The following is a 14,885-nucleotide window of genomic DNA, read 5'->3' on the forward strand; positions in this document are numbered from 1 at the left end:
ATGCAATCAATCTGCTTCACCGGCTGAATATCTTGATTGCCGAATGTGGTTTTCTTCGCTCTTTTTCGGGGCTCTTGTAGCCGCCTTTGATTTGATGGCCAATGGAGCAAGTGATGACCGCCGCGGCTAGCAGCAGAACGAATTTTTTCATGAGCTGTATCTTCTTTCTGTAAAGTAAATATTCTTTAAAAGCTTACGCCTGTCCAACTCTTCCGTCAAACCATCTGCTCACTGTACTCATCAATTTTTTAAAAATGAATAAAAAGTTGCTTCTTTTCCGCTAATTTTTTCTAAAATACAGCTCTTTTAGAGACATCTTCATAGACAGATCCGCTTGCTTTCTTTCTAACAACAGGAAATCAGCAGGTCAGATAGCCCTTTTGAAAATCATGGAAACGTCGTGCCGGCTTTCGAGCCAGCTTTACAAATCCGACATTCTGGTCAAAGATAAAAGCCAAACATCAGGAAGAGGTGATCATGTGAAACAAACTGGCCTATTTCTGTTAACTGTGCTGCTGCTTTCCGGATGCAGTATTGCAAGCGCAGGTGATTCAGTCCCAAAGTTTACAGAAGAGGGAAAATACATTGGTTCGGCTGATCCTCATACAATCGCCGTTTCCCTTAACGGAGACGAAACCATGATACAAGTTCCAAGGGACAAACGCGACGATTGTGAGAACCTGCCAGATCACACAAATGTCCAGGTGAAATATACAAAAAAAGAAAACGGAACCTTACAGCTGGAAGATATTCAGCTGCAAAAGAACTCGTAATGACAGACCGGAGGGAGAAATGTTGAGAATGTTATGGAGGAGTTTAGCGATATGCGGATTGGCTTTTATGCTCGCACCCTGTGCACAAGCGGCAGAGCCGATAGCAGGGAAAACGGTATATATTGATGCCGGTCATGGCGGCAAAGACAGCGGGGCAGTCGGAAACGGGCTGTTAGAGAAAAATATTAATGTGGCTGTCTCCGGTCATGTTGTGGACAAGCTGAAAGCGGAAGGAGCAAATCCTGTCGCTACAAGGACGGATGATCATTTTCTGACCCTGGAGGAAAGAGTGGCAAAAGCAAGTGCAAACCATGCTGATCTTTTTGTCAGTATTCATGTGAATTCGGGCGTTTCCTCTGCTTCAGGCACGGAAACGTACTTTCAGTCTGATTATGAAGCGGAAAACAGTCAGCGGCTGGCATCAGATATTCAGTCAGAGCTGGTATCATCCTTGCAAACAAGAGACAGGGGTGTGAAAGAATCAGATTTTTATGTCATTACATATTCAAAAATGCCGAGCGTGCTGGCTGAGCTTGGATTTATTACAAACAGCTCTGATGCGGACAAGCTTGGGAGTGAAGAATATCAAAAAAAAGCTGCTGACGCGATCGTCGCCGGAATCGATTCTTATTACGCACAGTAGTCAGAGTACAAAAACACTTCATTCTAGAGTGACAAGGCCTAAATCAGTATAATAGAGAAAACGGGCAACTTTAGGCTTGAGGTGAAACAATGACAAAGATTTTTGCCCATCGGGGGGCATCAGGTCATTATCCCGAAAATACAATGATTGCATTTGAAAAAGGGATTGAAAACGGAGCGGATGGAATTGAGCTTGATGTTCAGCTGACAAAAGACGGACATATTGTCGTTATTCATGATGAAAGGCTCGACCGGACGACATCCTTAAAAGGTTTCGTAAAGGACACGATGTACGATGTTTTGAAAACCGCTGATGCGGCTGCCGGTCATCAACAAACAGTCGGCGATGTAAGGGTGCCGCTGCTTGAAGACGTGCTCTCGTGGGCGGAAAAAAAGGATTTTCTGATTAACATTGAATTGAAAAATAGCGTGATCCGCTATGAAGGAATGGAAGAAAAAGTGCTTGAGGCAGTAAAGCGATTTAAAATAGAAGAAAGAACGATTCTGTCCACATTTAACCATGAAAGCTTAGCGTTATGCGGCCGGCTGGCACCCCATATTGAGCGGGCGGTACTGACCTCAGATGTGTTATATCAGGCTGATCAATATGTAAAATCCATTCCGGCAGCCGGCTACCACCCAAAGCTGCATAGCCCGGCGGTAACGGATGAAGTGCTGCAGCAAATGCGGAACAGCTCGATTAAGGTAAGGCCTTATACAGTCAATCGGCCAGACGATATGGAGCATCTGATGAAAATGGGAGCAGACGGCATTTTCACAGATTTTCCTGAGCGGGCTGCTGCCATCGCTAAGAAATTGAATAGAAGAAATTAGTTTTCAAGAAGGCTGCCGGTGCAGCCTTCTTTTTCATTCATTCATACCTGTTTCAAAGCATACATTCATAGAAGACACCCAGAAATGTAAGCGCTGTCTATCTTTTGATTTGAGGTGAAACCATGAGGAAAACAGTCATTGTAAGTGCCGCAAGAACCCCGTTTGGCAAATTTGGAGGTGCGTTAAAAGAAGTAAAAGCTGCTGAACTCGGGGGCGCTGCTATGAAAGAGGCGTTAAAGCGTGCCGGAGTCTCTGGAGATCAGGCGGAAGGCGCCATCATGGGTATGGTTGTCCAAGCCGGTGCGGGCCAGATACCTTCCCGGCAAGCTGCCCGTATAGCCGGACTCCCTTGGAGTGTGCCATCGGAAACACTGAATAAAGTTTGCGCCTCCGGCCTTCGCGCTGTCACTCTATGTGACCAAATGATTCGGGCGCGTGATGCGGACATTCTTGTTGCCGGAGGCATGGAGAGCATGAGCAATATTCCGTATGCTGTTCCCGCTGGCCGCTGGGGGGCACGGATGGGTAACGGGGAGCTGAGGGATTTAATGGTTTACGACGGATTAATGTGCGCTTTTGATGAAGTGCACATGGCCGTTCACGGAAATACGGCGGCCAAGGAATATGGCATTTCACGTAAAGAGCAGGATGAATGGGCCCTTCGAAGTCATAAGCGGTCGGCTGCTGCGGTCGATGAAGGAAAGTTTGATGAAGAAATTGTTCCTGTCAGCTGGCTTGGCAGGAAAGGAAAAACAAACATTGTTGACAAAGATGAAGCGATTCGCCGCGATACCACTCTCGATCAGCTTGCGAAACTTTCTCCGATTTATTCGAGTGACGGATCCATTACAGCCGGCAATGCGCCGGGAGTCAACGACGGAGCGGGAGCATTTGTATTAATGTCAGAGGAAAAAGCCGCTGAACTTGGAAAGCGTCCTCTTGCAACCATTCTTGGTTTTTCAACAGCCGGAATGCAAGCGCATGAGCTTGCGGCGGCTCCGGGATACGCAATAAAAAAGCTGCTGAAAAAGACCGGCTTTACATTACAGGATATTGACCTTTTTGAAGTGAATGAAGCATTTGCTTCTGTTGTATTAACATGTGAAAAAATCGTTGGGTTTGATCTTGAACAAGTAAACGTCAATGGCGGAGCAATTGCACTGGGCCACCCGATCGGTGCTAGCGGTGCGAGAATTTTGATGACACTTGTGTACGAATTAAAGCGCCGGGGAGGTGGACTGGGGATTGCTGCTATTTGCAGCGGAGCGGCTCAGGGAGACGCTGTCTTGGTTCAAGTTCATTAAAACATTGACGGAGAAGGGGATTTGAATGGAAATCAAACATATCATGGTAGCCGGCGCCGGACAGATGGGAAGCGGAATTGCCCAAACAGCGGCTGAAGCCGGCTTTTATGTGCGGCTGTATGATTTGAATCCTGAGGCAGCGGAAACGGGGTTTCAGCACATAAAAAAGCATTTGACCCGTGATGCTGAAAAAGGAAGAAAGACGGAAGCAGAAGTGAAGGCTGTTATCAGCCGTATTTCGATTTCTCCGGCGCTGGAGGAGGCGCAGCATGCGGATGTTGTGATTGAAGCAATTGCAGAAAGCATGCCGGCAAAAACTAAATTGTTCAAAAACCTTGATCATATTTGCCCGGCTCATACGCTTTTGGCCAGCAATACGTCCTCCTTGCCTATAACAGAAATTGCAGCCGTCACAAACCGTCCTGAACATGTCATTGGCATGCATTTTATGAACCCCGTCCCTGTGATGAAACTGGTTGAAGTCATTCGCGGCCTGGCGACATCAGATGAAACTGCGTTAGCCATTACGGCATTAGCGGAAAAAATGGGCAAAACGCCGGTCGAAGTCAATGATTTTCCCGGATTTGTCTCCAACCGTGTGCTTTTGCCAATGATTAATGAAGCCATCTATTGCCTTTATGAGGGGGTAGCTGAGCCAGACGCAATAGACCAGGTCATGAAACTTGGTATGAATCACCCGATGGGGCCGCTTAAATTAGCTGATTTTATCGGGCTGGATACATGTTTGTCGATTATGGAAGTCCTTCACTCCGGGCTTGGTGACTCCAAGTACCGCCCTTGCCCGCTGCTTCGTAAGTACGTCAAAGCAGGGTGGCTCGGCAAAAAGAGCGGACGCGGCTTTTATCATTACGGCGAGGAGAAGAATACCTGAAGTCAATTCCAACCCGGGGGTGGCCAAGTTGCATTTAACCCAAGAGCAAGTCATGATGCGAAAGATGGTGCGTGATTTTGCCCGAAAAGAAATTGCTCCTGCTGCGGAGGTCATGGAGAAAACAGATGAATTTCCATTTCAGCTAATGAAGAAAATGGGTGAACACGGCTTGATGGGAATACCAGTGCCGGAACAATATGGCGGCGCTGGAGCGGACGTTGTTTCTTATATTTTGGCCATTCATGAGATTTCTAAAATCAGCGCGGCGGTAGGTGTCATTCTTTCGGTTCATTCCTCAGTGGGCACAAATCCGATTTTGTACTTCGGAAACGAAGAGCAAAAAGTGAAATATGTACCGAAACTCGCCTCAGGAAACTATTTGGGTGCATTTGCGCTGACTGAGCCTTACTCTGGATCGGATGCCGGGAGCCTACGGACCACAGCAATCAAAAAGAACGGCAAATATATTTTAAACGGATCAAAAATCTTCATAACGAACGGGGGTGCCGCTGACCTCTATATTACGTTTGCTTTAACTGCCCCAGGCCAAAACAGGAACGGGATTTCGGCTTTTATCGTTGAAAAGAACACACCTGGTTTTACAGTCGGCAAAAAAGAAAGAAAGCTGGGGCTTCACGGTTCCAACACAACAGAGCTGATATTTGAAAATGCGGAAGTGCCGGAAGAGAATTTACTGGGCCAGGAGGGGGATGGATTTAAAATCGCGATGGCGAACCTGAATGTGGGGCGCATCGGCATTGCAGCACAAGCGCTGGGAATCGCAGAGGCTGCCCTGGAATATGCGGTTGCTTATGCGAAACAGCGTGTCCAATTCAACAGGCCTATCGCAGCCAATCAAGGCATATCGTTTAAGCTCGCCGATATGGCGACAAGAGCAGAGGCGGCAAGGCACCTTGTCTATCATGCGGCAGATCTCCATAACCGCGGCCTGGCCTGCGGAAAGGAAGCGTCCATGGCTAAACAATTTGCTTCCGATTCAGCAGTGAAAGCTGCACTTGAGGCAGTCCAGATTTATGGAGGATATGGTTATATGAAGGATTATCCGGTCGAACGGCTGCTTAGGGACGCAAAGGTAACACAAATTTATGAAGGCACAAATGAAATTCAAAGACTCATTATTTCCAAGCACCTGCTTGGCACAATCTGACAGATAATAACGCAAAGCGGAGGTTGAGGATATGGATGGTAAACAGCATTTTTCTCCAGGTCTTGACGGGGTCGTCGCGGCAGAAACGAATATTTCTTATCTTGACACACAGTATAGTCAGATATTGATTCGAGGCTATGAGTTAATAGATCTTTCAAAAACCAAAAGCTATCTTGAACTGGTGCATCTATTGCTGGAGGGGAGGCTGCCGGCTGACAATGAAACGGAAACGGTCAAAAGGAAGGTCAACAGCGCTTCAAACCTGCCGGCTGACATTGTCCGTCTGCTTGAGCTGCTGCCTGAACATACTCATCCGATGGATAGTCTGCGAACCGGGGTGTCAGCTCTTGCCGGCTACGACCGCAAAATTGACGATCGATCGCCTTCTGCAAACAAGGAGCGCGCCTATCAGCTTTTAGGAAAAATGCCTGCTCTCACAGCAAGCAGCTATAGAATGATAAATGAAGGAAAACCGATTTCCCCGCTTCAGCACCTATCCTACAGCGCGAATTTCTTATACATGATGACGGGAAAAATACCATCCGCATTGGAAGAGCGGATCTTTGACCGTTCACTTATCCTGTACAGCGAGCATGAGATGCCAAATTCAACCTTTACGGCCAGGGTGATCGCCTCAACACAATCAGATCTTTATGGCGCATTGACAGGAGCCGTAGCATCCTTGAAGGGAAATCTACATGGAGGCGCAAACGAAGCGGTCATGTATATGCTCTTAGAGGCAAAAACAACGCCTGATTTTGAACAAATCCTGTTATCAAAACTGAGAAAAAAAGAAAAAATCATGGGCTTCGGCCACCGGGTGTACATGAAAAAAATGGACCCGAGAGCGCTTATGATGAAAGAAGCGCTTCAGCAACTTTGCGATCAAGCCGGCGATCATCGCTTATACGAAATGTGTGAAGCGGGGGAGCAGCTGATGGAGCGGGAAAAAGGGCTTTATCCAAATTTAGATTATTATGCCGCCCCGGTGTATTGGATGCTTGGCATACCAATTCCATTGTATACGCCTGTTTTTTTCAGTGCGAGAACGGCAGGCTTATGCGCACATGTGATGGAACAGCATTCCAATAACCGCTTGTTCCGCCCTCGTGTCCGCTATACCGGCCCGCGATATGAGAACAAATCCAAATCATGAAAGGAATTGGTCGAATGTTGAAAACGGATCATGTTATTGAAGAAATAACAGACTATGTGCTTGAGAAAGAGATTACGAGTTCAGAAGCGTTTACAACGGCAGGTCACGTTTTGCTTGATACACTCGGCTGCGGGATTTTAGCGCTCCGCTATCCCGAATGCACCAAGCTGCTCGGCCCGATTGTTCCCGGAACCCTTGTGCCAAACGGAAGCAGAGTGCCGGGAACGTCATATGTTCTTGATCCTGTACGGGCAGCATTTAACATAGGGTGTATGATCCGCTGGCTTGATTACAACGATACGTGGCTTGCTGCGGAGTGGGGGCATCCGTCAGATAATTTGGGCGGCATTCTTGCGGCGGCTGATTATGTATCAAGAGTGAGGCTGTCTGAAGGAAAAGAGCCATTAACGGTCCGTGACATCCTTGAAGCGATGATTAAGGCTCACGAAATTCAAGGTGTGCTGGCGTTAGAAAACAGCTTAAACCGAGTCGGTCTAGATCATGTTTTGTTTGTCAAGGTGGCAACGACGGCTGTAGCCGCAAAGCTGCTGGGCGGTGGAAGGGAAGAAATCAATCATGCGCTTTCGAATGCTTGGATTGACAATGCAGCCTTGAGGACATACCGGCATGCACCTAATACAGGCTCGCGCAAATCGTGGGCCGCAGGAGATGCGACCAGCAGGGGCGTTCATCTCGCACTGATGGCGTTAAAAGGCGAAATGGGTTATCCGACAGCTTTGACCGCTCCGGGCTGGGGCTTTCAAGACGTATTATTCAATAAGAAAGAGATCAAGCTCGCCCGCCCGCTTGACGCTTATGTCATGGAAAATGTGCTGTTCAAAGTCTCTTATCCTGCGGAATTCCACGCCCAGACAGCGGCAGAGTGTGCCGTCATTCTTCATCCGCAGGTCAAAGACCGTATCGATGAAATTGACCGTGTTGTCATCAGAACGCATGAATCAGCTATTCGCATCATTGATAAAAAAGGCCCTCTGCATAATCCGGCGGATCGCGATCATTGTCTGCAGTACATCACAGCGATCGGTTTAATATTCGGTGATATCACTGCTCAGCATTATGAGGCAGATACGGCAAGTGATCCAAGAATAGATAAGCTTCGAGAAAAAATGGAAGTAACTGAAAACAAAGCATATACTGAAGATTACCTCAAACCAGATAAACGCTCCATTTCAAATGCCGTGCAGATTCATTTTAAAGACGGAACGAGTACAGAGAGGGTTGAATGTGAATTTCCGCTGGGGCATCGTTTTCGAAGAGATGAGGCTGTGCCAAAATTGTTAGAAAAGTTTTCTGCGAATCTCAAAACCCATTTTTCTGAGAAACAGCAAAACCATATTTATAAGAACTGCACCAGTTATGAAACATTGCAAACCATGCGTGTAAACGATTTTGTCGATATGTTCTGTATGTAAAAGGAGGACTCGCATCATGTCTTGGATCGTCAATAAGCAATCGTCACAAGAAGAGCTTGCTGAACGCTTCCGTAAACTGATGTGTGCGCCGGAAATATTGCAAATTCCCGGTGCGCATGACGGGATGGCCGCATTGCTTGCGAAGGAGGCCGGTTTTTCTGCCTTATACTTATCGGGTGCGGCTTATACGGCCAGCAGGGGGCTGCCTGATCTCGGAATTGTCACGTCGGCAGAAATGGCCGAACGGGCAAAAGATATTATCCGCGCAACAGACCTGCCTTTGCTCGTTGATATCGATACGGGCTTTGGCGGGGGATTAAACGCTGCCCGCACCGCCCGCGAGATGCTGGAGGCAAGAGTGGCAGCTGTGCAAATAGAGGATCAGCAGCTTCCGAAAAAATGCGGACATTTGAATGGCAAACAGCTTGTTCCGGCTCAGGAATTGGCGCAAAAAATAAAAGCCATCAAACAAGCGGCGCCATCACTTGTCATTGTCGCTCGTACAGATGCAAGGGCGCAGGAAGGACTTGCATCCGCAATAAAACGCGCTTCAGCTTACATTGAGGCGGGAGCGGATGCAATTTTCCCGGAAGCGCTTCAAACGGAAAATGAATTTCGCGAGTTTGCTGAACAGATCCCTGTCCCGCTTCTTGCCAATATGACGGAGTTTGGGAAAACGCCGTATTATCATGCTGATGAATTTGCTGCTATGGGGTTTCAGATGGTGATCTATCCTGTCACCACGCTCAGAGCTGCAGCAAAGGCTTATGAACGGATGTTTAGCCTGATAAGGGAGCGCGGGTCGCAAAAAGAAGGGCTTGATGATATGCAGACACGTAAGGAACTGTATGAAACGATTTCTTATTATGATTATGAAGCGCTGGACAAAACGATTGCCAAGACTGTCTTGCCTGATGAATAGTGCGAACAAAAAAGTCGGAGCACGCTCCGGCTTTTTTACATCTTTTGTTTTCTGAATCGCGGACTGACTTGATTGCGTTTTCTGTCTCTGTACAAGATGAACCCGGCCAGCACATACAGGCCGAAAACAAAAAAGATAAATCCTGATAAACCTTGGAGCCAAAGAGAAGAAAACGGCTTAACCGTATGGCCGAAAAGCATATCTCTCATCAGTTTAATGCCCATAGCGGAAATGGCGCCGGGGAGCACTAAAATCAAAAGCGCAAAAAGTCGGCTCATGTTCAGAAAACCCCTTTATGTTTCATTTCCTTTATTGTCCAGCGGAAAAAATATTTTGTCAAGAGAAGAAAACGTGGTAACATAGGGTTGTGCAAATTATTGCAACGGAAAAAACAGGTATGCAAATTTTTTCATACAAAGGGGTATCGGGATGCAGAAGGTACTGATCGTAGGTGCCGGTAAAAGGGGAACGGCGTTATTACAAATTCTCATTAAAACAGCCATCATAGACATTATTGCCGTGGTTGACAAAAACCCCGAAGCGCCGGGATTAAAAGAAGCAAAACATTATGGAATTGCCGTTTCATCTGATTGGAAACCATACATACAACAAAAGCCGGATATCGTCATTCATACAACGGGTGATCAAGCTGTACTTGACGAACTCCTTCAGGAAAAGCATGAGCAGACCATTGTTATGCCGGGAAAGATGGCTTATATTGTGTTTCAGCTCATGGAAGAAAAACAGCAGCTGATTCAAATGTTAAAAGAACAAACCTACAAACATGACAGGATCTTTAATTCCACTCATGACGGGATGATTTTTATTGATATCAATGAAGAGATCATTCTGTTTAATCATATGGCTGAAAAAATGGTAGGGAAAAAACGCGAGGAAGTCATTGGGCGCCCGATCAAAGAAGTCATCCCGAGCACTAAGATGCCTCGGATTTTAAAAACAAGAGAGCCTGAATACAATCAAAAGCAACTTTTGGGTGAAAATTTGCAAATTGTAACAACCAGGCTGCCGATCATTGATGAAGGCGGACGTCTGCTCGGAGCACTCTGTGTATTTAAGGATATTACAGATGCGGTCGAGCTGGCGGAGGAAGTGACAAATTTAAAACAGGTGCGCACGATGCTGGAGGCGATTATACAATCCTCTGATGAGGCGATTTCTGTCGTTGATGAAAATGGCATTGGCCTGTTGATCAATAAAGCATACACAAAAATGACGGGACTTTCTGAAAAAGAAGTCATCGGCAAGCCGGCGAGCACTGATATTTCTGAAGGAGAAAGCATGCATTTAAAGGTGCTTGAGACAAGACGCCCAGTGCGCGGCGTCAGAATGAAGGTCGGCCCGAATGAAAAAGAGGTCATCGTCAATGTAGCGCCGGTGATTGTGGATGGCATTTTAAAAGGAAGTGTCGGCGTGATCCATGACGTGTCAGAAATTAAAATGCTGACCGCAGAGCTTAACAGGGCCAGACAGATTATCCGCACGCTCGAAGCGAAATATACCTTCGACGACATTATCGGCAAAAGTGAGCAAATGCTGGTTGCGCTTGAGCAGGCGAAGCTCGGAGCGAAAACGCCGGCAACGATTTTGCTGCGCGGAGAATCGGGCACTGGAAAAGAACTGTTTGCCCATGCCATCCATAACGAAAGCGACAGGAAATACAATAAATTCATCCGCGTAAACTGCGCCGCTCTTTCAGAGAATCTTCTGGAATCGGAACTGTTTGGCTACGAGGAAGGCGCGTTTTCGGGAGCGAAGCGCGGCGGCAAGAAGGGCTTATTTGAAGAAGCCAATAACGGCAGTATTTTCTTAGACGAAATCGGCGAGCTGACGCAAAATATGCAGGCGAAACTGCTGCGCGTTCTTCAAGAAAAAGAGATCGTCAGAGTGGGAGGCACGAAAGCAATCCCTGTTAATGTGAGAATTATTGCAGCCACAAATGTAAATATCGAAAAAGCAATGGCGGATGGAACGTTCCGTGAAGATCTGTATTACCGTATTAATCGTTATCCCATCTCTATTCCCCCATTGCGTCAGCGGATTGAAGACATTAAAGCACTCAGTGAAAGGCTCATTCAAAAAATTAACCGGGATTACGGCCGGAATGTAAAGGGACTGACGCAGCAGGCTTTGCGGGCTTTGTCGGCTTACCATTGGCCGGGGAATGTCCGCGAGCTGGAAAATGTCCTTGGACGAGCAATGATTTTTCTGAAGCCGCACATGGAATGGATTGAAAAAGAGCATTTGCCTGTATTTGAAATAGAACAAAAAGAAAGCAGCGCAGAACAGGGAGCCGGTTTTGATTTTCCTGACATCGAAGGCGAAAAGCTGTCTACAGCCGTTGAAAAATTTGAGGCTCACTTGATTCAGCAAACGCTAGAAAAGCATCATTTTAACCGTACGAAAACAGCGAAAGCTCTCGGCGTCAGCATTCGAAATTTATATTACAAAATGGATAAATACGGCCTTGCAAATGAAGGCATGCAATAATTTGCAGAATAAGCGCAAACGTCTGCACGAATCTTTCTTCGCATCCATCATGACAGCATCGCACCGAGCTGGCATAGAACTTGCATAATAAAAAGCGGAGTCGAGACAAGAAAGGTGGTAACTGATGAAGCTGAAAGATTTGATCGGCAAAGCGTCGATGTACAAAAACAAGACCATTGCGGTTGCTCATGCTGAGGATGAGGAAGTGATCCGGGCTGTGAAACTGGCAGCTGAGCATTTGTCCGTCCGTTTTTTATTAGTGGGCGACAGCAAAAAACTGAACGACTTGACATCATCCATGCAAGGGCATCAAGTGGAAATCATTCATGCCAATACGCCGGAGGAATCAGCCAAGCTAGCGGTTCGCGCTGTTCATCAAAAAACGGCAGACGTATTAATGAAAGGGAATGTGCCGACGTCAGTTTTGCTTAAAGCGGTATTAAACAAACAGGAAGGGCTGCGGAAATCCCGTGTCCTTTCTCATGTGGCCGTGTTTGATATTCCCGGTTTTGAGAGACTGATGTTTGTGACAGATTCGGCTATGAACATCGCCCCTTCGCTGGAGGAGCTCCAGCAGATTCTTCAAAATGCTGTTCATGTCGCGCGTGCAGTAGGAAACAATATGCCAAAAGCGGCTGCCCTTGCAGCGGTAGAAACGGTAAATCCGAAAATGGAAGCGACGGTCAATGCAGCTGCTCTCGCCCAAATGTATAAAAGAGGGCAGATTAAAGGGTGCGTTGTAGATGGTCCGCTTGCCTTGGATAATGCAGTATCGCAAATCGCCGCGGCTCAAAAAAAGATTTCGGGAGACGTAGCGGGCAGCGCCGATATTCTTCTCGTTCCTTCGATTGAAGCGGGAAATATTTTATATAAATCATTGATTTATTTTGCGAAAGCACACGTGGCGGCTGTCATTACGGGAGCCAAAGCGCCGATTGCATTAACGAGCAGAGCGGATTCCGCTGAAAACAAACTGTATTCGATCGCGCTGGCATTATGCGCATCTGAAGAATACACACTTTAGGAGGAACTGATATGGAACTGTTTAAATATATGGAGCAATACGATTATGAGCAATTGGTTTTCTGCCAAGACGAACAATCAGGATTAAAAGCAATTATCGCAATTCATGATACGACGCTGGGACCTGCACTTGGCGGAACGAGAATGTGGACATATGAAAATGAAGAAGCTGCAATTGAGGACGCACTCAGACTTGCAAGAGGCATGACCTATAAAAACGCGGCGGCAGGCTTAAACCTGGGAGGCGGAAAAACGGTCATCATCGGCGATCCGCGCAAGGATAAAAATGAAGAAATGTTCCGCGCGTTCGGCCGCTATATTCAAGGGCTTAACGGCAGATATATTACGGCTGAGGATGTCGGCACAACGGTTGAGGATATGGATATCATTCATGATGAAACAGATTTTGTCACAGGTATTTCCCCTGCATTCGGCTCTTCAGGAAATCCGTCTCCTGTTACGGCTTACGGAGTGTATAAAGGCATGAAGGCTGCCGCTAAAGCTGCATTCGGCACAGACTCTCTTGAAGGAAAAACCATCGCTGTACAGGGTGTTGGCAACGTGGCTTACAATCTATGCCGCCACCTTCATGAAGAAGGAGCAAGCTTAATCGTTACGGATATCAACAAGCAATCAGTTGAACGTGCGGTACAAGATTTTGGTGCACGTGCAGTTGATCCAGAAGATATTTATTCACAAAACTGCGATATTTATGCGCCGTGTGCTCTTGGTGCAACCATCAATGACGATACTATTAAGCAGCTGAAAGCAAAAGTGATTGCAGGCGCGGCTAACAATCAGCTGAAAGAAACTCGCCACGGCGATCAAATTCACGAAATGGGCATTGTGTACGCACCGGACTACGTCATCAACGCGGGCGGCGTTATCAATGTGGCGGATGAGCTTTACGGCTATAATGCGGAACGTGCATTGAAAAAGGTTGAGGGCATTTACGCTAATATTGAACGTGTCCTTGACATTTCCCAGCGTGACGGCATTCCGACGTATTTAGCGGCTGACCGCTTGGCTGAAGAGCGAATTGAACGCAATCGCCGCTCAAGAAGCCAGTTTTTGCAAAACGGCCACCATATATTAAGCAGACGCTAAGAAATTGATCTGGAGGTTTTGAAATGCTACATGATGAAAAACGCATTCTCACCATTAATCCAGGCTCAACTTCGACGAAAATCGGTGTTTTTCATAATGAACGCAGTATTTTTGAAAAAACACTGAGACACAACATAGAAGAGCTGCAGCAGTTCGACCATATTATTGACCAGTATGAGTTTCGAAAAAAGCATATCCTCGAAACGCTTCATGAACAAGGCATTAATATCTCGAAATTTGATGCTGTCTGTGCCAGAGGCGGTCTTCTCCGCCCGATAGAAGGCGGGACATATGAAGTGAATGACGACATGATTGAGGATTTGAAAAGCGGTTATGCCGGACAGCATGCCTCCAATTTAGGAGGCATTATCGCAAGAGAAATTGCTGACGGTCTCAACATTCCATCTTATATTGTGGATCCTGTTGTAGTTGACGAAATGTCAGAGCTCGCTAAAATTTCAGGCATGCCTGAAATTGAACGGAAAAGCATTTTTCATGCTTTAAATCAAAAAGCTGTCGCCCGTAAGGCGGCAGCCTCTCTTGGCAAACGATATGAGCATATGAAAATGATTATTACTCACATGGGCGGCGGCATTACAATAGGGGTGCATGATCGGGGCCGGGTGGTGGATGTCAACAACGGCCTTCACGGAGAGGGGCCGTTCAGTCCTGAACGCGCAGGAACAGTGCCTGCGGGGGATCTCGTCAATTTATGCTTTTCAGGAAAATATACAAAAGAAGAAATGATGAAAAAACTGGTCGGAACCGGCGGGCTCTCCGGTTATCTCGGTACAAATGATGCTGTGAAAGTTGAACAAATGATTCAGGGGGGCGATGAAAAAGCCCGTTTAATTTTTGATGCCATGGCGTATCAGGTAGCGAAGGAAATCGGAGCAGCAAGCGCCGTATTAAAAGGCGAAGTCGAGGCCATTGTTCTGACAGGAGGTCTGGCTTACGGCAAAAGCTTTGTTTCCAGCATCAGCTCATACATAGATTGGATTTCGGACGTTTTGGTTTATCCGGGAGAAAACGAACTGCAATCTCTGGCCCAAGGGGCGCTCAGGGTATTGCAGGGCGAAGAGCAATCCAAACAATATCGCATTGAATAGACAGGAGTGAGTCA

The 14,885-nt window shown here is 46.8% G+C and carries 15 protein-coding genes; 13 read left to right on the forward strand and 2 right to left on the reverse strand.

Annotated elements, in window-relative coordinates; all coding sequences use genetic code 11:
* Positions 1 to 16 precede the first annotated feature (16 nt).
* Positions 17 to 151, reverse strand: coding sequence for a hypothetical protein (locus tag V6D42_RS03110; RefSeq protein ID WP_333512336.1), 135 nt, complete (start codon positions 149 to 151; stop codon positions 17 to 19).
* A gap of 328 nt (positions 152 to 479) precedes the next feature.
* On the opposite strand from V6D42_RS03110, the gene V6D42_RS03115 reads away from it, so the two are divergent.
* From V6D42_RS03115 to prpB, 9 genes are all read left to right on the forward strand, one after another.
* Positions 480 to 773, forward strand: a complete 294-nt coding sequence (locus V6D42_RS03115) for a hypothetical protein (RefSeq protein ID WP_333512337.1) — start codon at positions 480 to 482, stop codon at positions 771 to 773.
* 22 nt (positions 774 to 795) lie between these two features.
* A complete protein-coding gene (locus tag V6D42_RS03120) occupies positions 796 to 1,416 on the forward strand; it encodes an N-acetylmuramoyl-L-alanine amidase family protein (protein WP_333512338.1) in 621 nt (206 codons plus the stop codon).
* Positions 1,417 to 1,505: 89 nt separating this feature from the next.
* Positions 1,506 to 2,249 carry a glycerophosphodiester phosphodiesterase gene (locus V6D42_RS03125; RefSeq protein ID WP_333512339.1) on the forward strand — a complete coding sequence of 248 codons (744 nt, stop codon included), beginning with the start codon at positions 1,506 to 1,508 and terminating at the stop codon, positions 2,247 to 2,249.
* Positions 2,250 to 2,371: 122 nt separating this feature from the next.
* Positions 2,372 to 3,553: an acetyl-CoA C-acetyltransferase gene (locus V6D42_RS03130; RefSeq protein WP_333512340.1), complete on the forward strand. Its 1,182-nt coding sequence runs from the start codon at positions 2,372 to 2,374 to the stop codon at positions 3,551 to 3,553.
* 25 nt (positions 3,554 to 3,578) lie between these two features.
* The gene (locus V6D42_RS03135) at positions 3,579 to 4,445 is read left to right on the forward strand and encodes a 3-hydroxybutyryl-CoA dehydrogenase (RefSeq protein ID WP_333512341.1); all 867 of its coding nucleotides are present in this window, start codon (positions 3,579 to 3,581) and stop codon (positions 4,443 to 4,445) included.
* Positions 4,446 to 4,473: 28 nt separating this feature from the next.
* A complete protein-coding gene (locus tag V6D42_RS03140; RefSeq protein ID WP_333512342.1) occupies positions 4,474 to 5,613 on the forward strand; it encodes an acyl-CoA dehydrogenase in 1,140 nt (379 codons plus the stop codon).
* 31 nt (positions 5,614 to 5,644) lie between these two features.
* Entirely contained in the window at positions 5,645 to 6,769 is a 1,125-nt protein-coding gene (mmgD, locus tag V6D42_RS03145) for a citrate synthase (RefSeq protein WP_326202967.1), read from the forward strand.
* 14 nt (positions 6,770 to 6,783) lie between these two features.
* Entirely contained in the window at positions 6,784 to 8,202 is a 1,419-nt protein-coding gene (locus tag V6D42_RS03150; RefSeq protein WP_326202965.1) for a bifunctional 2-methylcitrate dehydratase/aconitate hydratase, read from the forward strand.
* Positions 8,203 to 8,218: 16 nt separating this feature from the next.
* Positions 8,219 to 9,124, forward strand: coding sequence for a methylisocitrate lyase (gene prpB / locus V6D42_RS03155; RefSeq protein WP_333512343.1), 906 nt, complete (start codon positions 8,219 to 8,221; stop codon positions 9,122 to 9,124).
* A gap of 35 nt (positions 9,125 to 9,159) precedes the next feature.
* Here prpB and V6D42_RS03160 read toward each other — a convergent pair whose 3' ends face one another.
* Complete coding sequence (locus V6D42_RS03160; protein WP_010334868.1) at positions 9,160 to 9,402, reverse strand: DUF2627 domain-containing protein; 243 nt, start codon at positions 9,400 to 9,402, stop codon at positions 9,160 to 9,162.
* A gap of 151 nt (positions 9,403 to 9,553) precedes the next feature.
* On the opposite strand from V6D42_RS03160, the gene V6D42_RS03165 reads away from it, so the two are divergent.
* The 4 genes from V6D42_RS03165 to buk all read left to right on the forward strand — a co-directional run bounded on the left by V6D42_RS03165 (position 9,554) and on the right by buk (position 14,871).
* A complete protein-coding gene (locus V6D42_RS03165) occupies positions 9,554 to 11,632 on the forward strand; it encodes a sigma 54-interacting transcriptional regulator (protein ID WP_333512344.1) in 2,079 nt (692 codons plus the stop codon).
* A 124-nt stretch (positions 11,633 to 11,756) separates the two neighbouring features.
* Positions 11,757 to 12,656 carry a phosphate butyryltransferase gene (gene yqiS / locus V6D42_RS03170; protein WP_333512345.1) on the forward strand — a complete coding sequence of 300 codons (900 nt, stop codon included), beginning with the start codon at positions 11,757 to 11,759 and terminating at the stop codon, positions 12,654 to 12,656.
* Between the two features lie 11 nt (positions 12,657 to 12,667).
* A complete protein-coding gene (gene bcd, locus V6D42_RS03175; RefSeq protein ID WP_024121987.1) occupies positions 12,668 to 13,762 on the forward strand; it encodes a branched-chain amino acid dehydrogenase in 1,095 nt (364 codons plus the stop codon).
* A 23-nt stretch (positions 13,763 to 13,785) separates the two neighbouring features.
* The gene (buk, locus tag V6D42_RS03180; RefSeq protein ID WP_326332421.1) at positions 13,786 to 14,871 is read left to right on the forward strand and encodes a butyrate kinase; all 1,086 of its coding nucleotides are present in this window, start codon (positions 13,786 to 13,788) and stop codon (positions 14,869 to 14,871) included.
* Positions 14,872 to 14,885 lie beyond the last annotated feature (14 nt).

Origin of the sequence: Bacillus sp. 0909A (assembly GCF_036765115.1) — a bacterium.
GTDB lineage: Bacteria > Bacillota > Bacilli > Bacillales > Bacillaceae > Bacillus > Bacillus mojavensis.

Coding starts and splice junctions, on each gene's coding strand:
- V6D42_RS03110 (WP_333512336.1), bottom strand. CDS start 151: ATGAAAAAATTCGTTCTGCTGCTAGCCGCGGCGGTCATCACTTGCTCC.
- V6D42_RS03125 (WP_333512339.1), top strand. CDS start 1,506: ATGACAAAGATTTTTGCCCATCGGGGGGCATCAGGTCATTATCCCGAA.
- V6D42_RS03130 (WP_333512340.1), top strand. CDS start 2,372: ATGAGGAAAACAGTCATTGTAAGTGCCGCAAGAACCCCGTTTGGCAAA.
- V6D42_RS03135 (WP_333512341.1), top strand. CDS start 3,579: ATGGAAATCAAACATATCATGGTAGCCGGCGCCGGACAGATGGGAAGC.
- mmgD (WP_326202967.1), top strand. CDS start 5,645: ATGGATGGTAAACAGCATTTTTCTCCAGGTCTTGACGGGGTCGTCGCG.
- V6D42_RS03150 (WP_326202965.1), top strand. CDS start 6,784: ATGTTGAAAACGGATCATGTTATTGAAGAAATAACAGACTATGTGCTT.
- prpB (WP_333512343.1), top strand. CDS start 8,219: ATGTCTTGGATCGTCAATAAGCAATCGTCACAAGAAGAGCTTGCTGAA.
- V6D42_RS03160 (WP_010334868.1), bottom strand. CDS start 9,402: ATGAGCCGACTTTTTGCGCTTTTGATTTTAGTGCTCCCCGGCGCCATT.
- V6D42_RS03165 (WP_333512344.1), top strand. CDS start 9,554: ATGCAGAAGGTACTGATCGTAGGTGCCGGTAAAAGGGGAACGGCGTTA.
- yqiS (WP_333512345.1), top strand. CDS start 11,757: ATGAAGCTGAAAGATTTGATCGGCAAAGCGTCGATGTACAAAAACAAG.
- bcd (WP_024121987.1), top strand. CDS start 12,668: ATGGAACTGTTTAAATATATGGAGCAATACGATTATGAGCAATTGGTT.
- buk (WP_326332421.1), top strand. CDS start 13,786: ATGCTACATGATGAAAAACGCATTCTCACCATTAATCCAGGCTCAACT.